The organism is Brevibacterium gallinarum, from assembly GCF_014836885.1.
In the GTDB taxonomy this organism is placed as follows: domain Bacteria; phylum Actinomycetota; class Actinomycetes; order Actinomycetales; family Brevibacteriaceae; genus Brevibacterium; species Brevibacterium gallinarum.
This window is the reverse complement of sequence record NZ_JACSPY010000002.1, coordinates 416,221-436,813: the sequence shown is the minus strand read 5'-3', so window position 1 is coordinate 436,813 and position 20,593 is coordinate 416,221. Positions and strand designations below refer to the sequence as shown.

At 67.1% G+C, this 20,593-nt stretch carries 18 protein-coding genes and 3 tRNA genes; 13 read left to right on the top strand and 8 right to left on the bottom strand.

What is annotated here, in order from left to right; genetic code table 11:
* Window positions 1-141 precede the first annotated feature (141 nt).
* From H9634_RS04155 to H9634_RS04140, 4 genes are all read left to right on the top strand, one after another.
* Window positions 142-933 (top strand): amino acid ABC transporter permease, encoded by a 792-nt coding sequence (locus H9634_RS04155; protein WP_191725495.1) that lies wholly within the window; start codon window positions 142-144, stop codon window positions 931-933.
* Between the two features lie 120 nt (window positions 934-1,053).
* Window positions 1,054-1,797 carry an amino acid ABC transporter ATP-binding protein gene (locus H9634_RS04150; protein WP_191725528.1) on the top strand — a complete coding sequence of 248 codons (744 nt, stop codon included), beginning with the start codon at window positions 1,054-1,056 and terminating at the stop codon, window positions 1,795-1,797.
* A gap of 58 nt (window positions 1,798-1,855) precedes the next feature.
* Window positions 1,856-2,680, top strand: coding sequence for an ABC transporter substrate-binding protein (locus H9634_RS04145; protein WP_191725494.1), 825 nt, complete (start codon window positions 1,856-1,858; stop codon window positions 2,678-2,680).
* A 230-nt stretch (window positions 2,681-2,910) separates the two neighbouring features.
* A complete protein-coding gene (locus H9634_RS04140) occupies window positions 2,911-3,642 on the top strand; it encodes a class I SAM-dependent DNA methyltransferase (protein ID WP_165883724.1) in 732 nt (243 codons plus the stop codon).
* A gap of 176 nt (window positions 3,643-3,818) precedes the next feature.
* On the opposite strand, the gene H9634_RS04135 is transcribed toward H9634_RS04140, so the two are convergent.
* Window positions 3,819-5,027, bottom strand: a complete 1,209-nt coding sequence (locus tag H9634_RS04135) for a DUF819 family protein (protein ID WP_191725493.1) — start codon at window positions 5,025-5,027, stop codon at window positions 3,819-3,821.
* 318 nt (window positions 5,028-5,345) lie between these two features.
* On the opposite strand from H9634_RS04135, the gene H9634_RS04130 reads away from it, so the two are divergent.
* From H9634_RS04130 to H9634_RS04110, 5 genes are all read left to right on the top strand, one after another.
* Window positions 5,346-6,683: an MFS transporter gene (locus H9634_RS04130; protein ID WP_191725492.1), complete on the top strand. Its 1,338-nt coding sequence runs from the start codon at window positions 5,346-5,348 to the stop codon at window positions 6,681-6,683.
* A gap of 95 nt (window positions 6,684-6,778) precedes the next feature.
* On the top strand, window positions 6,779-8,515 hold the full coding sequence (locus H9634_RS04125; protein WP_191725491.1) for a thiamine pyrophosphate-dependent enzyme: 1,737 nt from the start codon (window positions 6,779-6,781) through the stop codon (window positions 8,513-8,515).
* A gap of 22 nt (window positions 8,516-8,537) precedes the next feature.
* A complete protein-coding gene (locus tag H9634_RS04120; protein WP_191725490.1) occupies window positions 8,538-10,229 on the top strand; it encodes an amidohydrolase in 1,692 nt (563 codons plus the stop codon).
* Window positions 10,230-10,524: 295 nt separating this feature from the next.
* A complete protein-coding gene (locus H9634_RS04115) occupies window positions 10,525-12,171 on the top strand; it encodes an alkaline phosphatase (protein WP_191725489.1) in 1,647 nt (548 codons plus the stop codon).
* 76 nt (window positions 12,172-12,247) lie between these two features.
* Entirely contained in the window at window positions 12,248-12,862 is a 615-nt protein-coding gene (locus tag H9634_RS04110; RefSeq protein ID WP_191725488.1) for a YigZ family protein, read from the top strand.
* A 120-nt stretch (window positions 12,863-12,982) separates the two neighbouring features.
* Here H9634_RS04110 and ybaK read toward each other — a convergent pair whose 3' ends face one another.
* Window positions 12,983-13,483, bottom strand: a complete 501-nt coding sequence (gene ybaK, locus H9634_RS04105; protein WP_102162084.1) for a Cys-tRNA(Pro) deacylase — start codon at window positions 13,481-13,483, stop codon at window positions 12,983-12,985.
* Window positions 13,484-13,669: 186 nt separating this feature from the next.
* Window positions 13,670-14,089 carry a metallopeptidase family protein gene (locus tag H9634_RS04100; protein ID WP_191725487.1) on the bottom strand — a complete coding sequence of 140 codons (420 nt, stop codon included), beginning with the start codon at window positions 14,087-14,089 and terminating at the stop codon, window positions 13,670-13,672.
* A 199-nt stretch (window positions 14,090-14,288) separates the two neighbouring features.
* Between H9634_RS04100 and H9634_RS04095 the strand changes: the two genes are divergently transcribed.
* From H9634_RS04095 to H9634_RS04085, 3 genes are all read left to right on the top strand, one after another.
* A tRNA-Glu gene (locus H9634_RS04095) sits at window positions 14,289-14,361 on the top strand.
* Between the two features lie 43 nt (window positions 14,362-14,404).
* Window positions 14,405-14,478 (top strand) — tRNA-Asp (locus tag H9634_RS04090).
* Between the two features lie 81 nt (window positions 14,479-14,559).
* A tRNA-Phe gene (locus H9634_RS04085) sits at window positions 14,560-14,632 on the top strand.
* 425 nt (window positions 14,633-15,057) lie between these two features.
* Here the strand turns inward: H9634_RS04085 and H9634_RS04080 are convergent.
* Genes H9634_RS04080 through H9634_RS14705 form a run of 3 tightly spaced genes read right to left on the bottom strand, consistent with a single transcriptional unit; the run spans window position 15,058 to window position 18,174 of the window.
* Window positions 15,058-16,338, bottom strand: a complete 1,281-nt coding sequence (locus H9634_RS04080; RefSeq protein WP_191725486.1) for a M20 family metallo-hydrolase — start codon at window positions 16,336-16,338, stop codon at window positions 15,058-15,060.
* A complete protein-coding gene (locus tag H9634_RS04075) occupies window positions 16,335-18,056 on the bottom strand; it encodes a thiamine pyrophosphate-dependent enzyme (RefSeq protein WP_191725485.1) in 1,722 nt (573 codons plus the stop codon). Before H9634_RS04075 ends, H9634_RS04080 begins: the two co-directional genes overlap by 4 nt.
* On the bottom strand, window positions 18,046-18,174 hold the full coding sequence (locus H9634_RS14705) for a hypothetical protein (RefSeq protein ID WP_263598784.1): 129 nt from the start codon (window positions 18,172-18,174) through the stop codon (window positions 18,046-18,048). The genes H9634_RS04075 and H9634_RS14705 overlap by 11 nt, the downstream gene beginning before the upstream one ends.
* A gap of 142 nt (window positions 18,175-18,316) precedes the next feature.
* On the opposite strand from H9634_RS14705, the gene H9634_RS14855 reads away from it, so the two are divergent.
* The gene (locus tag H9634_RS14855) at window positions 18,317-19,513 is read left to right on the top strand and encodes a helix-turn-helix domain-containing protein (protein ID WP_191725484.1); all 1,197 of its coding nucleotides are present in this window, start codon (window positions 18,317-18,319) and stop codon (window positions 19,511-19,513) included.
* Window positions 19,514-19,532: 19 nt separating this feature from the next.
* Here the strand turns inward: H9634_RS14855 and H9634_RS04065 are convergent, their stop codons facing one another.
* Together H9634_RS04065 and H9634_RS04060 are read right to left on the bottom strand one after the other, a co-directional pair.
* Window positions 19,533-20,063 carry a TetR/AcrR family transcriptional regulator gene (locus H9634_RS04065; protein ID WP_191725483.1) on the bottom strand — a complete coding sequence of 177 codons (531 nt, stop codon included), beginning with the start codon at window positions 20,061-20,063 and terminating at the stop codon, window positions 19,533-19,535.
* The gene (locus tag H9634_RS04060; protein ID WP_191725482.1) at window positions 20,056-20,589 is read right to left on the bottom strand and encodes an SRPBCC family protein; all 534 of its coding nucleotides are present in this window, start codon (window positions 20,587-20,589) and stop codon (window positions 20,056-20,058) included. Before H9634_RS04060 ends, H9634_RS04065 begins: the two co-directional genes overlap by 8 nt.
* Window positions 20,590-20,593: the final 4 nt, after the last annotated feature.

Below are 20,593 nucleotides of genomic sequence, written 5' to 3'. Positions count from 1 at the left end.
CGCCCGAGGTGGGCCGACGCGGAGACGCCGGCCCGCCTCGGGCGCGGTAGGGTTGACACCCGCAGTGAACAGCCCGCCGGCGGCGCGAACCGCAGCCGGGGGCAGCAGCACGACTCCACCCACCCCACAAGGAGCTAAACGGTGGCAATGACCATGCGCCAGCGGGCCCGCATGTCCCGCGGCATCCAGTACGCGATCCTCATCCTCGCGATCCTCATCGCGGCCTTCCTCGCCGACTGGGGCACGATCTTCGGGAAGTTCTTCAACCCGCAGGTCATGGCCGACCAGTTCCCCGGCATCATCACGATCGCGCTGAAGAACACCCTCATCTACACCGCCCTGGGCTTCGTGCTCGGGCTGGCGCTCGGCGTGCTGCTGGCGCTCATGAAGATCTCCTCGGTCGGGCCCTACCGGTGGATCTCGACCCTGTACATCGAGTTCTTCCGCGGGGTGCCGGCCCTGCTCGTGTTCATCGCGCTCGGCTACGGCATCCCGTACGCCTTCGGCATGCGGATGGACACCTACCTCACCGTCATGCTGGCGCTGGGCATCGTGTCCTCTGCCTACATCGCCGAGACCCTGCGCGCCGGCCTGCAGGCGGTGCCCAAGGGCCAGTACGAGGCGGCCCGGTCGCTGGGCATGACGCATTCGCGGGCGATGATCACGATCGTCATCCCGCAGGCCTTCCGCATCATCCTGCCGCCGCTGACGAACGAGATCATCCTCATGACGAAGGACTCCTCGCTCATCTACCTGCTGGGACTGGCCGCCAGCCAGTACGAGCTGACGAAGTTCGGCCGTGAGGCGATCACCGCACCCGATGCGGGCCTGACCCCGCTCGTGGTCGCCGGTGCCTGCTACCTCGTCATCACCGTGCCGCTGGGCATCCTGGCCCGGAGGTTCGAGTCCCGTACCGCCAAGATCAAGAAGTAGGTGCCACCTGTGTTCAACAACGAAGCGAATGCCGCGGCAGGCGGCACCGGATCCCACTCCGCCTCCAAGGCCCGGGCAGCCGCCGCTGCCGTTACCGCCGAGCAGGCCGCCCGCTCGGGCGTGACGATCAGCGACCTGCACAAGTCCTACGGCGATGTCGAGGTGCTCAAGGGCATCAGCCTCACCGTCGCCCCCGGAGAGGTCGTCTGCCTCGTGGGCCCGAGCGGTTCGGGCAAGTCGACGCTGCTGCGCTGCATCAACGTGCTGGAGACCGCGAACTCCGGGCTCATCGACGTCGGCGGGTTCATCGCCACCGACCCGGACATCGACCTCGACGTCATGCGCCGGCACGTGGGCATGGTGTTCCAGGCGTTCAACCTGTTCCCGCACATGACCGCCATCGAGAACTGCTCGATCGCTCAGCGCAAGGTCCTGGGACGCTCGCAGTCGGCAGCCGATGAGGTGTCACGGGCGAGCCTGGAGAAGGTCGGCCTCGGCCACCTGGCCGACCGCTATCCCGACCAGCTCTCCGGTGGTCAGCAGCAGCGCGTGGCGATCGCGCGTGCCCTGTCGATGGAGCCCTCGCTCATGCTCTTCGATGAACCGACCTCCGCGCTCGACCCCGAGACGGTCGGTGACGTCCTCGACGTCATGCGCAACCTCGCCGATGAGGGCATGACGATGATCGTCGTGACCCACGAGATGCACTTCGCCCGCGAGGTCGCCGACAAGGTCGTCTTCATGGACGGCGGGGTCGTCGTCGAGGAGGGACCCGCCGCCGAGGTGATCGGCAACCCCCAGCACGAGCGCACCAAGTCCTTCCTCGCCCGCGTCCTGCACCCCGGCGGACTCGACGAGCACTAGGCAACCACCGCCTCGGGAACGGGCCCGGGACACAGAGTCCACCAGCACAGGAGACGGCATGACACGCACACGGCACCTCACCTCCCTGACCGCACTGGCTGCCGCCGGTGCCCTGCTGCTCTCTGCCTGCGGCGGGGGCGGCTCCGGCGCGGCCGACGGCGGGAACGAGTACCAGCTGGCCGAGGAAGGCAGGCTCATCATGTGCTCGACGCTGCCGTATGAGCCCTTCGAGTTCACCCGCGGCGGGGAGTCGGTCGGCTTCGACATCGACCTGGCGAAGAAGCTCGCCGAGCGGCTCGACCTGGAGTACGAGCTCGTCGACACCGGATTCGAGGCGATCGAGTCGGCCTCGGTGCTCGACACGCAGCAGTGCGACATCTCGCTGGCGGGCATGACGATCACCGATGACCGGGCGACGAAGATGGACTTCACCGACGCCTACCTGCTCGACAACCTCGCGCTCATGGTGCGCAAGGACTCCGGCATCACATCGATTGCCGAGCTCAAGGGCAAGGAAGTCGGCGTGAAACAGGCGACGACCGGTGAGAAGTACGCCCAGGAGCAGGGCGCGGAGACCGTGCAGTTCGAGGACAACACGATCATGATCCAGGCGATCAGCTCCGGGCAGGTCAATGCGATGGTCTCGAACGTGTCGATGATCTACTCCGCCGTGCAGACTGATGACAACCTGGAGCTCGTCGAAAGCTACGACACCAACGAGCAGCTCGGTGCCGCGGTCGTCAAGGGCAATGACAAGCTGGCCGAGGAGTTCAACACGATGCTCGGCGAGATGTACGAGGACGGGTCGTACGACGAGCTCGTCGACGAATGGTTCGGCGAGGTCGCTGACGCCGCGCGGATCCCGGAGGACAAGCGGGGCTGAGGACGGTCGCTGGGCTGGGCCGCGGGTGACTGGGCCCTGGGTGGCTGGGCCGAGGGTGGCTGGAGCTGCCGATGGCCCTGAAACTGGCCGCGGCTCAGTGCCGTGAGAAAAGTTAGTAAAGTTGTTCATGGTTTTTCGAGCAGAAACCATGAATAGCTTTACTAACTTTCTCTGGTGATGGCCGGGGCGGCTTCTGACAGGACACGTTCGATGCAACTGTGGAGGAACCAATGACCGATAACGCTTACGCACATCCGCGATTGGCGAAGCTCTACGACGGCTTCGAAGGTGACCGCTCCGATCTCGACTGCTACGTCGAGGTGCTCAGCGAGGCGGGCGTGCGCTCGGTACTCGACGTTGGATGCGGCACCGGAGTGTTCGCACTGCGGCTCTCCGATCTGGGCTTGGAGGTCACCGGGGTCGATCCCGGCGCCGGCGTGATTGATGTCGCGCGTGCCAAGCCTGGCGCGGATGCGGTGAGGTGGATCGTCGGTGAAGCCGCAGACGCCCTGCCGATTCAAGTCGATGCGGTCACGATGACGGCCAATGTCGCGATGGTCTTCACCTCCGACGATCACTGGGAAGCGACGTTACAGGCCATTCATGCCGCGCTGCGGCCTGGCGGGCTCCTCGCGTTCGAGTCGCGCAACCCCGCCGATCGCGGTTGGGACCGGTGGGGCCACCCTTATATGGAGATGGACGTAGCAGACGAGAGGATCGTGACATCGCAAGAGGTCACCTCCGTCAACCTGCCGCTCGTGACCTTCGTCGACACCAACCGGTTCCTCAGCGACGGAGAAGTGCTGACGTCCACGTCGACGCTGCGGTTCCGGGAGGAGGCGGAGATTCGCACGTCCCTGAAGGAGTGCGGATTCACCGAGATCGACGTTCGCGATCTGCCCTATGCCCCGGGCCGCGGCTGGCTCGTCGTCTGCCGGAAGCCTGCGGGAGAAAGTTTGTAGAGCTATTCATCTGATCCGGCCCTCAGAATATGAACAGCTCTACAAACTTTGCGCGGACAGGGTTCGCTCCGGGGATTCGCTGGTCAGACTTTGGCCCTGCTGAGTGCTTCAGAGGGTCAAAGTGTGACCAGTCTTCAGAGAGCCCCAAGCAGGCCTGAACCAGCCGAGTTCAGCGATCAGGCAAACGCGGCGAGCACCTGGCCGACGGCCAGTCCGAGGAAGGTGCCGGCGAAGGCGCCGATGAGTGCGAAGAGCACACCGACCGGGACGAGCTGCCGGTTGAAGGCGCTGGCGACGACCGGTGCTGAGGCCACTCCCCCGATGTTGGCAGTCGAGGCGACCGCGATGCTGAACAGCTCGGTCTTCGTCGCCTTGGCGTACAGCACCATGAGCACGAGGTGGATGAGCACCACCATGACACCGGCGAGCAGGTACAGCGGTGCTTCGACAAGCGAGGTGAAGTCCGAGCCTGCGGCGATGACGCCGATGATGATGTAGAGCATGATCTGGGCGACTTCCGAAGACCCGGGCATCTTGCCCCAGCGGGTCGAGCCGATGATGAGGCCGAGGACGGAGACGATGAGAATCGTCCACGTCGTCGAGGTCACGACGACGCCGATCTCCGGCAGCAGTCCGCCGATCCACGTCGCCGCAGCTGAGGCGAACAGGCCGAGAGCGAACACCCGGAACAGAGAGACGAGGTCGAGAGTCTCCCCCGCCTCGGCGCCGGTGGCGGCGGGCGCGCCGGTGGCAGTGGGCGCCCCGGTGGCGGCGGGCGCTGTGGCGGAGGAGTGGACGTCGAGGTAGGAGGTATCGGCCTTGGTCCAGGCGTTGAAGCGAGCGGAGACGGTGACCGAGGAGAACATCACGAGCAGCCACACGGAGTAGATGATCGTGTCGACGATGAGCACGTGGCCGAAGACGTTCTCCGGGGCATCGAGGATCCCCTGAACGGCGACCATGTTGGCCGATCCGCCGGTCCACGAGGCGGCGAGCGCGGACAGGCCCTTCCACGCCTCGGGGTCGAGCAGGCCGCGGAAGACGAGGAACGTCAGCACGAAGCCGAGCAGGATCGACAGCGCCGAGGCCGCGTACGTCAGCAGCAGCTTAGGGCCGAGCTTGATGATCTGGCGGATGTCGCACTGGAAGAGCAGCAGCATGATCATCGCCGGCAGCAGCGCGTCCTTGACCCCACCGCCGACGTCGGTGATCGAGTCGGATGCGCCGAAGACGCCGATGGTGTTGAGCAGCGCGGCGATGAGGTAGAGGAACACGAAGCCGGGCACGAATCTGAAGACACGCACCCCGCGGCGCTTCTCCAGGTAGACGAGGACGGCCGAGATGGCGATGAGAAGGCTGAGGAAGAGGAATCCGTCGGTGATCATGAGGGCTCCGGTTGGGGATGTGAGGGGCGGGTGCTCGGTAGGCGAAACCGCAGCTGAGGAGCCGGCCGGCGTCACTGCCGAGTACCTGCCACGCTAGCAGGTGCGGGCGTGCGGCGCTGAGCGGAGCTGGGATGACCGCGCACAGTGCAGCCGCACAGTGCATCGGCACAGCATTGCGGTTCGGATGTCACGTTTGTGCATCAGACCACACATGAGCCCGGCAGAGAGAGTAACGTGGCCCGGCGATACACCTGTCCGCACGGCGCTCCCCGGCGCGCCTGGCGGCCAGTCGCAGTCACCTACGCTTCAGGAGATCCAATGTCAGATCAGGCCGGCCCGTCCGAGACCGCCTCAGCGCGCGCCCCGTACATCGAGGTCGATGAGACCACCGCGCGCAAGGCCGCGACCGCCGCGCTCGTCGGCACGGCGATGGAGTGGTACGACTTCTTCCTCTTCACCACTGCGGCGGCCATCGTCTTCAACGTCCAGTACTTCCACTCCGAGGACCCGGCGATGGCCACCATCCAGTCCTTCGCCACGATGGGTGTCGGCTTCGTCGCCCGCCCGATCGGCGCTTTCGTCTTCGGCCACCTCGGCGACCGGATCGGCCGCAAGGCCGTCCTCATGATCACGATCATCGGCATCGGCGTGGCCACCGGCCTCATCGGCCTGCTGCCGACGTACTTTCAGATCGGCATCTGGGCGCCGATCGCGCTCGTCGCTTTGCGCATCGTCCAAGGTCTGGCGGTCGGCGGCGAATGGGGCGGGGCGGTCACCGTCGCCGTCGAGAACGCCCCGCCGGCCAAGCGCGCCCGCTACGCCGTGTTCCCGCAGATCGGCTCCCCGATCGGCACGCTCATGTCCTCCGGTGGGTTCTTCCTCATGGCGGTCATCGTGCCCACCCAGGCCTTCGACGCCTGGGGCTGGCGGATCCCGTTCCTCGCCGCGATCCCGCTGCTGCTCGTCGCCGTCTACATCCGCAAGCAGCTGGAGGAATCCCCGATCTTCCGCGAGCTCGAAGAGGCCGGTGAGAAGGAGTCCGCCCCGGTCCTCGAACTGTTCCGCAAGTCGTTCCCGCAGGTGCTCGTCGGGATGGGCGCGAACTTCCTCGGCGTCGGCGGGTTCTTCCTCGTCACCACCTTCGTCGTCTCCTACGGCACCGGCGTGCTCGGCATGTCCAAGCCGCTCATGCTCGGCGCGACCCTGGCCGCCGCTGCCATCGAGATCCTCGTGCTCATCTACTTCGGCCGCCTGGCCGAGCGCCTCGGCGTCTCCCGCGTGGCGGTCATCGGCAGCGTCGCGACGATCCTCATCGCCTTCCCGATCTTCCTCATGATCGAATCGACCGTCCCCGTTCTTGTGATCCTCGGCGTCACCATCGGCGTGGCCTGCCTGTCGATCCCGTACGCCGTCAACGGTGCGCTGACCACCGCGCTGTTCCCGCCCTCGCACCGCCTGTCCGGTGTGGCGATCTCGGCGAACCTCTCGGCGATGGTCTCAGGTTTCGTGCCGATGCTCGCAACGGTGTTCCTCGCCGCGACCGACAACGCCTGGTGGCCGGCTCCGGCGATGCTCGCCGTCATCGCCGCGATCACCGGCATCTGCTCACTCATCGCCCCGCGGGTCTCCGAGGACATCCCCGGCTACCTGCGCTGATATCCACCGTTCCCGAGGCGGGGGTCGCCTTCCGGCCGCCTCCGCCTCGGTGCACGCGCCTGCACGCGGGCTGGAATCTGTGATTGAGTGTGGGTATGACGCGCATCACCTCCACTGCTGACTCCTCCCCTGCCGCCTCCGCCCAGGACTCCGCCGCCGGCCCCGATGCCCCCGCCTCCCGTTCGGCTGGGCACCTCATCGTCGCCCAGCTCGAAGCCGAGGGCGTCGAGCGCATCTACTGCGTGCCCGGCGAGTCGTATCTCAATGTGCTCGACGGCCTGCACGATTCGGCCATCCGCACCATCACCTGCCGGCAGGAGGCCGGCGCCGGGTTCATGGCACTGGCCGAGGGCCGGATGACCGGCCGGCCGGGCATTGCGATGGTCACCCGCGGGCCGGGTGCGGCCAATGTCATGATCGCCGCGCACACCGCCTACCAGGACGCCACGCCTCTCGTCATCTTCGCCGGCCTCATCCCCACCGACCACCGCGGCCGCGAGGCCTTCCAGGAGTTCGATCTGGCTGGCTGGTTCGGCACGACGGTGAAGAAGACCCTCATCCTCGACCACCCCGATGAGGCCGCAGCCCTCGTCGCCGATGCGATGCACACCGCCGCCTCCGGCCGGCCCGGCCCGGTCATCGTCGGTCTCCCCGAGGACCCGCAGCTCATCACCACCCAGGCGGACACCGTCACCCCGCGCCCCGTTCCCGAGGTGGTGCCCACCGCCGCACAGATCGCCTCAGTCGCCGAGGCGGTCGCCAGAGCCCGCCGCCCGGTGCTCATCGTCGGCGGCGAGCACTGGGATGAGCAATCCTCCCGCACGGTCGCTGACTGGGCGGCCGGGCTCGGGATGGGCATCATCGCCGACTTCCGCGCCTACGACGGCATCGACCATGATGAGCCGCACTACCTCGGTGCGCTCGGCTTCGGCTCGGCACCCCTGACCCGCAAGGCCTTCGACGAGGCCGACCTGCACGTCTACCTCGGCTGCCAGCGCACCGACGTGTCCACGAACTCGTACTCAATCGGCTGCAGCCCGGCCCACACGATCGTCATCAGCCCGGATCCTGACCTGCATGCGCACTTCGGGCCGGTCGATGAGCAGATCATCGCCACCACCCGCGGCTTCGCCCAAGCACTCACCAGCACTGACGCAACGACCGGCACCGAGGCGACCACCGCCTCGGGCTCGGGCGCACACCTGCCCGACTGGATCACCGAGACCCGCCAGCGGTTCCAGCAGTGGCGCGAGATCCCGGCACCGACCGGCGATGAGGACCCCGCGTATGTCGATATGGACGCAGCCTTCGGCGAGGTGCACCGGCTGCTGCCGGATGACGCGATCATCACGTATGGGGCGGGCAACTACTCCGGGTGGGCCTCGCGCTACCTGCCGGTGCACAGCTTCCCGTCGGCACTCGGGCCGCGCAACGGGGCGATGGGCTTCGGGATGCCGGCGGCGGTCGCGGCCGCGCTCGTGTGCCCTGACCGCCCGGTGCTCGCCGTCGCCGGTGACGGCTGCTTCCTCATGAACGGCCAGGAGTTCGCCACCGCGGTCGCCCACGACCTGAATATCACCGTCATCATCAACGACAACAGCGTCTACGGCACGATCGTCGGCCACCAGGAGCGCGACTACCCCGGCCGGCCGGAGGGCACGGGCTTGAAGAACCCGGACTTCGCCGCCTACGCCACCGCCTTCGGCGGGGCCGGGTTCAGTGTGAACCGCACCGAGGACTTCGCGGCCGCCTTCGAAGCGGCGCTGAACCATCCGGGTCCTGCGCTCGTGCATGTGCGCACCGATCCGGCGATCCGCTTCACCCGCAGCTGAGACGCTCAGAAGGAGACCCGAGATGCGACTCGACACAATCATCCGCAACGCCCGCATCCACACGATGGCAGCTGACCGGCCAGGCGGGCAGCCGGGTGATGCCCCACCCGCGCCCGAGGCGGTGGGGATCGCCGGCGGCCGGATCGTCGCCTTCGATGATGAGCTGGAGGGCTCCTATGCCGAGGCTGGAGAGGTCGTCGATGCCGCCGAGCTGACCGGCAGCGCAGGTGTGCCGACGGTGGTTCCCGGGTTCATCGACGCGCACTGTCACACGACGTGGTTCGGGCTGACCCTGGCCAGCGTCGATGTCGAGAACTTACCCGGCGGGCTCGACGAGGTCTACGACCGCCTGGCCGCCGCAGCAGCGCAGCTGCCTGACGGTGAATGGGTGCAGGCGACCGGGTACTCCCACCACGACTATGCCGGCAGCTATCCGGACATCGCGGTGCTCGACCGGATCACCGGTGGCCGGCCGCTGTTCATGCGGCAGGTCAGCGGCCATTCGGCAATCGTCAACACCGCAGCCCTGACAGCCGCCGGAATGCTCGAACCCGGCTACACGGATCCGCCCGGCGGCAAGGTCGTCCGTGACGCATCCGGCCGCCCGACTGGACTGGTCGAGGAGACCGCGCAGACGCAGGTGCAGGATCTCATCCGGCCGTATTCGGTTGAGACGATCGTCCACGCCCTCGACCTGGCCACCGCGCACTATGCGAAGGAGGGGATCACGAGCTTCGGTGAGGCCGGGATCGCCGCCGGCTGGATCGGCCACTCGCCCTTGGAGATCTACGCCTATCAGCAGGCTCGGCGGGCCGGGCTGCTGCGGGCGCGTGCCCAGCTCATGCCCGTCATCGACGCCCTCCACCCGGTCAGCGGGCATGCCGCTGACAGTCCGGAGCTCGGCCTCGATCTGGGGATGGTGACCGGGTTCGGCGATGATGAGATCCGCCTCGGCCCGGTCAAGATCTTCATGGACGGTGCACTGTCGGGCCGGACGGCGGCGCTGCATGAACCCTATGCCGGCCAGTCCGATGCCGGGTACCTGCAGGACGACCCTGCGGTGCTGCGCGCCCAGACGCTGGCGGCCTACCGGTCGGGCTGGTCGCTGGCCGTCCATGCGATCGGCGACCGGGCGGTCGATGAGGCAATCGCCAACATCACCGCAGCCGTCGATGAATGCGGGAAGCCGGCGTTTCCCAACCGGATCGAACACGCCGGTATGATCCGCACCGAGCAGCTGGCGGTGCTCGCGGAGTACGGGATCGCGGTGACCCCGCAGGCGGCGTTCTTCGACAACATCGGTGACGGGATGCTCGCAGCGATCGGGACCGAACGCGCCCACCTGCTCTACCGCGGCCGCTCGTTCCTCGACGCCGGGGTGATGCTGGCCGGCAGCTCGGATCGGCCCTGTGCGGAGGGCAATGTGCTGCGCGGCATGCAGCTGTTCATGACTCGCCTGACCCGCTCCGGCCGCCTGTCGGGACCCGGCCACGAGCGTCTGTTGGCCTCCGAGGCGCTGGCGGCCTACACCTCGGGCGCGGCTGCCGCGATGGGCATGACCGGCGCACATGCCGGCCAGGCCGGCCGGCTGGTCCGCGGGGCGCTGGCCGATATCGTCATCCTCACCGGCGACCCGCTCGCCACCGCGCCCGAGGCGGTCACCGAGCTGGACGTGCAGGCGACGATGCGCGGCGGGCAGTGGACGCACCGGTGAACACCAGGTGCCGGCAGCAGGCGTCCGACCAGCGGAGTTCATGGTGAGTTCACGCACTCACCGGATCCGTCATGCCTGCTGGCAAGAAGCTCTCAACAACGCGGTGCTGGGATGAAGGCACCGGCAGATCGACTGCCGGTCCCCTCCACCCCAACCAGAAGGAAGACACACGAGCTTCGCACGTTCAGCCCGCCGGCACCTCGGCGGGATCGCTGTCCTGGCTGTCGCCGGCACCTCGGGCTTCGCAGTCCCGGAACTGGCCGACACCGGTGAAGAACCGCGCAACATCATCCTCATGATCGGCGACGGCATGGGCTTCAACCATGTCGACGCCGCCAGCCTCTACGACCACGGCACCACCAACTGGCAGATCACCGGCGAACCAGGCTCCGACATCACCAAGCAGGACGGTTACGGTGCCAACCCGTCCCAGGTGTACGAGCGCTTCGACGTGCAGCTGGCGCTGTCGCACCACTCGCTCGACTCCCCCGCATACGACGGCGATGATGCCTGGGCCGACTTCGACTGGGCCAAGGACAGGCCGACCGACTCCGCCGCCTCGGGCACGGCTTTAACGACCGGCATCAAGACCCACAACGGCTACCTCGGCGTTGACGGGGACAAAAAGACCGTCGCCAACGTCGCCGAGCACGCCCACGAGACCGGCCGGGCCACCGGCGTCGTCTCCTCGGTGCCGTTCGGCCACGCGACTCCGGCCTCATGGGGTGCGCATGTCGCCAGCCGCGGGGAGAACCATAAGATCGCCGAGCAGATGATCAGCAGCGACCTCGACGTCATCATGGGCGCCGGCCACCCGAAGTTCGACGATGACGCCCAGCCGCGCGACCCGCAGTGGGACTGGCTGACCGAAGAGCAGTACACCGGCCTGCAGGCTGACGACGCCGCGCGGGCCTTCGTCGAAGACAGCGCCGGCATTGAGGCGATCGCCCGCGGAGAGGATGTGCCCGAGAAGCTCTTCGGCCTCGCCCCGGTCGCTGAGACCCTGCAGTTCAACCGCTCGAGCCTCGAGGACACTGAGCCGCGCAACTCCAACGGCGGCCGCGAGGACGGCACGCCGATCGACGGGGATGCCCCGCTGCCCGGTGACGCCACACCCAACGACGTCGTCTCCCTTGAGAACATGTCGAGTGCCGCACTCAACGTGCTCTCGCAGGATGAGGACGGGTTCTTCACGATGATCGAGGGCGGCGCCATCGACTGGGCCGGTCACGCCAACGCGACGACCGGCAACCTCGAGGAGATGGAGGATTTCAACAACTCGGTTGAGGCCGCCCATGACTGGGTGGAGAAGAACTCCAGCTGGGATGAGACGCTGCTCATCGTCACCGCCGACCACGAGACCGGCTACCTGTCCGGGCCGAGCGATGACAAGCACTGGACGCCGATGACCGGTGAGTCCGGCAGCCTGCCGGTCGATGGCTGGTACTCCCCGGAGCACACCAACCACCTCGTGCCGTTCTTTGCCCACGGTGCTGGCGCCGATGCGATCAACGGGTATGTGCGCGGCACCGACCCGGTGCGCGGTGACTACATCGACAACACCGATGTCGCCAAGCTCGCCTACGACCTGTGGCAGGAGAAGGCCGACGACGGCCCGAGTGAGGACCCGACCGAGGGGCCGTCTGAGGAGCCCTCGGATGAGCCGAGTGAGGAGCCTTCGGAGGAGCCGAGCGAGCGTCCGTCGGAGGAGCCGAGCGATGCTCCCAGCGAGCAGCCCAGCGACGAGCCGACCGACCGCGATGACGACGGTTCCGGCCGTGATGACAAGGACGGCCGTGATGACAATGCCGGCAAGGACGACCGGGGCGGCAATCTGCCGCGCACCGGCGCTGAGCTCGGTGCCGCCGGAGCGATCGCAGCCGGGCTCGTAGCTCTCGGCAGCACGGCCGTGTTCCTGGCACGCCGCCGCCGTCAGAACTGAACCAGCCGCGCGTGAGAGCACAGAGCCCCGGGAGTGATCCCGGGGCCCTGGCCTATCGGCGGCTACAGTGGCATCCATGGGCTATCAGACTCTGCGCCGTGAGGCGCATGCCGAGATCGAGATCAAGCGCTCGCGCTTCATCGCCCGCGTTGTTCCAGTCGAGACCGAGGAGGCCGCGCGCGCGGTCATCGAGGAGCAGCGGGCTGCGCATCCGAAGGCCCGCCATCACTGCACGGCCTTCATCCTCGATGCCGATGGGCGCACGCAGCGCTTCAACGACGATGGCGAGCCGGCCGGCACGGCCGGAGCCCCGATCCTGGAAGTGCTCACCGGCCATGAACTGACGTATGTGGTGGCGGTAGTGACCCGGTACTTCGGCGGCACGCTTCTGGGCGCCGGCGGGCTCGTGCGCGCCTACGGCGGGGCAGTCTCCGCGGCACTCGAGGACGCTGAAGCCGTCACCCGAACGCTGCTGACACCAGTGACGGTGGAGTTGGACTATGCGACGGCGGCTGCCGCCCAACGGCAGGCCCAACAGGCCGGATGGCAGGTCATCGACAGCGAGTACGGTGCCAGCGTGCGCCATGTCTTCGCGGTGCCGGCTGACGAGGTGGAGGCGTGTGCGGCGATGCTCGCTGACGTCTCGGCAGGAGTCGCCACTCCCGAGGTGGGGGATCCGGTCTACCGCTAGGCCGGCTGCGCTGCCAGGTCGGTTGGCGTCTGCGCCGGCAGGTCGGCGCTCGGCTGGGAGCAATGCCGGTAGGGATCAGTGCCCGGCTGGGACCGGTGTTCGGCTGGGATCGGTGCGTCGTCAGTCGAGGCTGGCGATGCGGGCGACCTGTGCATTGGTGAGCATGACGAGGTCATCGGGACGCAGTTCGATCTCCAAGCCGCGGCGCCCGGCTGAGACGTAGACGGTGGAGAAGTCCTGAGCGGAGAGGTCCATGACCACCGGTGAGGAATTGCGCTGCCCGAAAGGGCTGACACCGCCGATCATGTAGCCGGTGCGACGTTCGGTTTCGGCGATGCCGGTCAGCTGGGCCTTCTTGCCACCGCACACACCGGCGATCGCCTTGAGGTCGAGCTGTCCGGAGACAGGGACGAGGGCGACGACCGGTTCCTGGTCGACGTGGATCATGAGGGTCTTGAGGATCCTGCCGGATTCGACGCCGAGTTTCTCTGAGGCTTCGGTGCCGTAACGGCGGCGGGCCGGGTCGTGGTCGAACTCATGAACCGAGTAATCGATGCCGGCGAGGTTGAGCACGCGCAGGGCGGGGGTAGCCGCGGCGTGTGATCGAGCTGCAATCGACATGGGTCTTCGCTGCCTCCTGCCTGCCGGGCCAGTCGGGGTTCTGACGGGACGGCGGGCCGGTGTATAGGTGCTGATCGGACGGGTGGACGACAGCTACTTTAAATGACCGATCAGTCCGATGACCAATCTTTTGTCCGCATTCAACAATCAGGCAGGCGATGTCGGGCGGATCGGGGCCCGTTTTTGTCAGCCCCAGCCGAGTTCATGGAGACGCTCATCATCGATGCCGTGATGGTGGGCGATCTCATGGACGATCGTCGTGAGGATCTCCTCGCGCAGCCGTTCGGCCGTACGGGAGAACTCGATGAGGTTGATGCGGTAGAGGAAGATGACATCCGGGGGCACGAACGCCCACGGGTCGCCGCGCTCGGTCAGCGGGATGCCGTCGTAGACACCGAGGATGTCCGGCTCCTCGGGCGGGGGCTCGTCTTCTGCGAAGAGGACGACGTTGTCCATGTAGTCGAGCACGCCTTCCGGCAGCTCGCCCATCACCTCGTCGACGAGGTCGTCAAAGATCGCGTACAGCGCCTCGAAGGTGGCGTCGTCGATCGGCTCGAGCGGCTCGTGCTGGCCGTGATCCGCATGCTCGGGGTGACCGCATGTCATAGGGTCAGTCTACTGAGGCGAGCCGGCTGGAAGGCGGGGTGCGCAGCTGGGTGCGGACCGCCTCGGGAGCGGTGATCGACGTCACAGGAAAAGGCCGCCGATCCGTTTTGCAAATCCACCGAGCGGTGCGCTAAGCTATCTGAGGTTCATGCGCCGGGCAACCGGAGCTGACAGCCTCATCGGGAGACTGATGCGGGAGGCCCCCATCGTCTAGTGGCCTAGGACACCGCCCTTTCACGGCGGCGACACGGGTTCGAATCCCGTTGGGGGTACGTGTAGGATGGAGGTCGCCTCATCCGGCACACAAACGAATAAGGCCCTGTGGCGCAGTTGGTTAGCGCGCCGCCCTGTCACGGCGGAGGTCGCGGGTTCGAGTCCCGTCAGGGTCGCGGAGCAATCGGCTCTTCTGTTTCAGAAGAGCCTTTGTTCTATCAGCAGGCAGATGAGCTGCGCTCGCTGCCAGCGGACTTGGCTCTGTAGCTCAGTTGGTAGAGCGTTCGACTGAAAATCGAAAGGTCACCGGATCGACGCCGGTCGGAGCCACAGCCACGAAGACCCCCGGGAAACCGGGGGTCTTCTGCGTGTGTGAGCGTGCGCAGCGATCCGGGTTAATGCGGGTTAATGCTCAGAACGGGCCGCGGACTCGTTCTTTAGACCCTGGTCAGTCCGCCCAGCCAGGCAGTTCATTGAGCCCAAACGCGTGGGCGTGCGTGCGCCCGCGACGAGCGCGCTGGAACTTTATGAGAACAGCGTCGTCGGCCGCGAATACCCTTGAAACCCGCACCAGCTCTTCGAGACTGACAAAGCTTAGGTGTAGTTCCTCGGGAGGTTGTGAACGGGACTTGAGGTCAGAGAAGACCCCCGGACTACGGCTTCGCTGGCGAGACCAACCCGCCCAGCGAGCTGACCGACGAAGACCACATCGAGGCGATCCGGGACTTCCTCGCCGACATCGGCCCTGAAACCGGTTACCTCTCAGACGACTGAGCCCCAGCCACCACCGACGGATCCACCACGATCCGGCGCAGCACCTCGGTGAGGTGATCGAGACCGGCACACAGGTCATCGTCTTTGGTGAACTCGTTGAGGTTGTGTGAGACGCCTTCGACGCTCGGTACGAAAAGCATGACAGTCGGCACGAGGTCCTTCATGTTCGTCGAATCGTGACCGGCCACGGTCAGCACCTCCCCATGGGACAGACCCAGCGCCTCGGCGACGGAACGAGCCAGCGCGGTGCCCTCCGGCTGATAGGGGTTCTGATCCCAGGCATGCTCGTGGACGATGTCGATCTCGACACCGACGGCCTCCTCCACCTCGGCCATCGTCGCCCGCAGCTTCTCAGCCGCGCTCTCGATGACCTCCATGCTCGGCGAGCGCAGGTCGAGCAGGATGTTCGCCTCGCTGGCGACGACGACCGGTGAGTTCGGGTAGACGGTGATCTCACCGACGGCAGTATGCAGCGCGCCATCATCGTAGTCGTCGACGAGCTCGCGGGCGGCGACGATGAGCTTGGCCGCCCCGAGCAGCGCGTCCCGCCGGTCGGCCATGAGCGCCGCCCCGGAGTGGGCCTGGTCGCCGCGGATGCGCAATTCGTACTTGTGCGCAGCCCATGTGGCGGACACAAGACCGATCGTCACGCCGTCTTCGTCCATGCTGCGACCCTGTTCGACGTGGATCTCGGCATAGGCGGCAAGGTCGAGCTCGACTGCGCCATCACCACGCTCGCCGATCGCATCGAGGGCCTCGCGAACGCTGACCCCCTGCTTGTCACGAGTCTCCAGCGCCTCAGCTAGCCCGAGCTTGCCGGTGAACACACCCGAGCCCATCATCGAGGGCTTGAACCGGCTGCCCTCTTCGTTGAACCAGTTGACGACCGCGACATTGCAGGCCGCCTCACCGGGGTTGGCGGCGAAGTGCTCGGCGAGCCGGAAAGCCGCATGCGCTGAGGCCATGACGCCGTAGGCGCCGTCGAAGCGGCCGGCAGTCGGCTGCGAATCCATGTGCGAGCCGGTGAGCACATAGGGTGCGCCGGGGACGAGCTCGAGCAGCCCGAACTGGTTGCCGATCTCATCGCGGACCACCCTCATGCCGTGACGCTGCAGGAGCTCTGCGAACCAGCGGCGCTGCTCGCCATCGGGTTCGGTGGCCGCCTGCCGGTCGACCCCGTGGGTGCCGGGCACCGCCCCGAAGGTGGTGTGGACGTTCCAGTCGGCGAGGAAGGCGTCGTTGCGCGTGGTGTCCTGGCTCATGCGTGCTCTCCGTTCTCCTGTGCGGCCGTACCCGTTCCCGAGGCGCCGGTCGCCTCCGGCATCTGACCGGAGGGGCCGCGCAGGGCCGGGTCGGTGATGACGTGCAGCAGCGCACCGGTCGGGCTGGCCAGCGCCCGCTCGACGGCACCTGCGATGTCCGCACTCGTGCGCACGGTCTCGCCGTGCAGCCCGTAGGACTGCGCCATGAGCGCGAAGTCCGGGTTGGTCATGTGGGTGCCCGATGGCCGCTGCGGGTAGTGCCGCTCCTGATGTTCCACGATAGTCGCGAAGATCCCGTTGTCGATGACGAGCACGACGATCTTCGCCCCGTAGCCCACCGCAGTGGCGATCTCCTGGCCGTTCATCATGAAGCAGCCGTCACCGGCGATCGAGATGACGGTCCGGTCCGGGTGCACGAGGCCTGCGGCCACGGCGGCGGGGATGCCGGCGCCCATGGCGCCGTTACGCGGTGCGACGAGCGTGCCTGGGCGTTCGTGACGCAGGTAGCGCGGCGGCCACAGGGCGTGGTTGCCGGCCCCGTAGGTGACAACGGCCTCACCGCCGGTGCGCTCCCGCAGCTCTGTCATGAGCGCATGCAGGTCGACGCCGATGTCCTCCGCTCCCGAGGCGGGGATGTTGGTGGGCCGTTCGGTCGCGTAGACGAGATGCTCGGCTCGCATCCGTTCCAGACGCTCCCTGCCACCGGAGACTTCCGGGGCGTCGGCGACGAGGACCGGGACAATGTCGGCTGGCCGGGCCTGGATGTGCATCTCGACGCTGCCTGCGTGACCGAGCAGATCGGGGTCGGGGTCGATGACGATCGCCCGTGAAGTCAGGCCGCGGGTGTAGCCGTCGGTGAGCACATCGGAACGCACCGCGCCGATGAAGAGCAGCAGGTCGGCCTCGTCGAAGTGCGCGGCGAGCGCGTCGCTGCGGCCGTATCCGAGGCTGCCGACCCAGGCGGGGCTCGACGACGGGATCGCGTCGTATGCGCGGAAGTCGGAGGTCACCGGCAGGCCCATCTGTGCACACCAGGTGGCGAGGTCGGCGCCGCACCCGGAGTGCCAGCCGTCGCCGCCGATGACGACCATCGGGCGTTCGGCTTCGCTGATCGCCTGGTGCACCTGCGCGACGGCCTCCGGGCTGATCGCCGGGGCCGGCAGCGGGCGCGGGTCGAGTGCCGGAGCCGAGGTGGGGAAGGTCAGCACGTCCTCGGGCACCCCGATGACGACTGGGCCGGGCCGGCCGCCGGAGGCGGTGCGCATGGCGTCGGCGACGAGTTCGCCGGCGGAGTCCGGGTCGTCGAGGACGAGGACCTTCTTCGCCGTCGAGCCGAACCAGGCGTGCGGGTCGAACTCCTGGAAGGACTCGCGATTGCGGTCAGCGACGGGGATAAGGCCGACGAACATCACGAGCGGCGTCTGGTCCTGATACGCAGTGTGGATGGCGATCATCGCGTTCGCCGCACCCGGTCCGCGGGTGACCATGACGACGCCGGGCCTGCCGGTCAGGCGCGCCTCGGCCAGGGCCATGAAGCCGGCGCCGCCTTCATGGCGGGCGACGACATTGGTGATCGGGGCGTCGTAGAGGCCGTCGAGGATGTCGAGGAAGCTCTCACCGGGCACGCTGTAGACGCGTTCGACACCTTCGCGCACGAGCTGTTCGACCATGAGGTGGCCGGCGCTGCGGCCTGCGGGGATGGATGGTTCAGTGGTCATCCGCGTATCTCCTTGTGACGGTGGTGCCGATGACGCTAGCGGTGGAGATGCGACGCATCCGCGTGCGGTCGAGCTGGGTGTCCGCCGGCACGGCGTCCGGTACGGCAGTTGAGGTCACGATGCCCTCCATTGGAGTAGTGCACAACACAGGAGACTGTGATGCAGATTGCTTTATCCACAGTGCTCGCTCAGACAGGTGCAGAGCAATAGCCGACTGCACATGATTGCCCCGCCGTACTATGCAGATGCACAATTGGGTCGTGATCCTTCCGCAGAATCCATCGCTCAACTCCTCAGCCAATCCAGGTGAGCCCGCCGATGCACCGGTCGATGTTTGGTGGGATGCCACTTTGAAGAATCTCCTGCAGCAGGCGGACACGCTGGCAGAAGAATTCGCCGAGTTGCTCGATTCCGAAGTGCCGGGATATGCGCACCTACCGCGAGCGGAGGTGGTGGAGACCGCTCACCGCTCGTTGACGACGCTCATCCATCGGCTGTCAGGCCGCGGAAGTGCGGGCGAACTGCGCTCACTGTCCGAAGACCTCGGTCGCCGCCGCACAGCCCAGGGGATCTCCCTCGATGAGATGGTCGCAGCGATCCGCTTGGACTTCCGGGTGTTGTGGGCCGGGCTGATCCGCAGCGTCACCGATGAAGATGCCGCACAACTGCTTGCGCACGCCGAAGACGTCCTCGAGACCGTCGAAGAGTACTCGTCCTATGCCCAGCGCGCCTACCTCAAAGAGGCTGAAGCGCTCGCTGCCGACACCGCCATCCAGACGCGCCGGATGCTCACCCACTTCCTCTCCGCCGATGACCCCTCCTCCCTGACAGAGCGCGTCGCTGAGCTCACCGGCTTCGCCTTGCAGACACAGTTCATGGTCTGGGCGATGCAGGCCGATGCCGAATCAGACCTGCTGCACCGCTGCGGTCAGTCGCTGCGCCGCCAACGGCTGCGCCACCACTGGTCAGCCGTCGAGGAGACGACGGTTGTCATCATCGAGACCGGCCAGCCACCCGACAAGACGAGCCTCATCGACGAGTCAGCGCTGGAGATCGGCACAGTCACCGGCCTGGCCGAGGTCCCGGCGGCCGCTGCGCGGGCTCGGGACCTCGTAGTCTTCGCCGAGCCCGGAACGTGGGCAACCGAACGCGAGGTGTGGGTGCCGTTTCTGCACGAGCATCTGGTGGCGATGTTCCCCAGCTGGCAATCGGAAATCCAGTCCGGTCTTGCCACCCTTGCTGCTGATGAGCGCGAACGCGTCATCGGCACCGTGCTCGTCTACCTCGGCTGCGGTTCGACGCAGCGCACGGCCGAGCGCTGCTATGTGCACCGCAACACTGTGCTGAATCGGCTGCGGCTCTTCCGCGAGTGCACCGGTCTCGACGTCACCGTTCCCACCGAGGCCGCGACGGCCCTGCTGACTCTTGGCAGGCCGGCGCCGCACGCATGCGGCTGATCCAGCCAGTCAGGTCCGCTCAGGCGAACGCCTCGGCGAGCGCACCCCAGGCCGCATCCATGTCACTGCCAGGCGGCAGCCGGCCGTCGAGCTGGAGAATCGTGAGCCCGTGCGCGGCTGCCCACAGCGCCTGCGCGGTCGCCGGGTCGCCGGTGATGAGGAAGAACGGCTGACCGGACCACTCCTCGAGGCCGTCGGGCAGTGCGGCCCGGTCAAGCGACCCGCGCGTCGCCAGCCGGTAGAGCTCCGGCGACTTTGCAGCAGTGGCCCGGTAGGCGCGCAGCAGCGCGGGAACCGCGGCCCCGTCCTCGATCACCTGCCAGCACGCGCGCCCCATCTGGGCGAAGGCATCGATGAGCAGCTGGGTGCGCACGGCGTCCTTGTTCGGCAGATGCTTGTACAGCGACGGCGCCCGGATGCCGAGGTCAGCTGCCAGCGTGCGCATGCTCAGCGCATCCCACCCCTCGGCTTCAACGCGGCGGCGCGCAGCGGAGAGGATCTCAGCCTGGCGCGGACTGCGGGGCGGCAGCTCGATCGGAATGTCAGTCATGGACTCCAGTCTGCCGCAGTTCGGCAGCCCGCTCTCCGATCGCGTCGTTGACCTCGGCGAAGTCGGCTTCGAGGTCGGCGCGCATCGACGGCATGAACGGCACGACAACCCCGGTGAGGGTTTCCTGCTGGGTCAGCCGGGTGCCGCCACCGGGCAGCGCTTCGAGCAGGAAGGAGTGCTCACCGTCAGCCAGTCCCGGAACCCACATGCGCCCGCTCCAGGTCAGCTCGCGGCCGGGTTCGGCAGTGCGGATCGTGGGGGTGAAGATCACTGTGCCCTCACCGACCATGACGGTGTTGCGCAGCTTCTCACCTGCAGCGACGGTTCCAGAGCTCTCGATAATAGAGGGGTTCCATTCGCTGTAGCGCTCAGTGTCGGCCAGCACCGCCCACACCTCGTCTGGAGAGGCATCGAGTTCGGTGACAATGACGACCGAGACCGGGTTGAAGCGGCTGTAGGCGAAGATTCCGGCGGCCAGGATGACGGGGATGGACAGGCAGATGGCGATGACACGGACGACTGTCACAGCG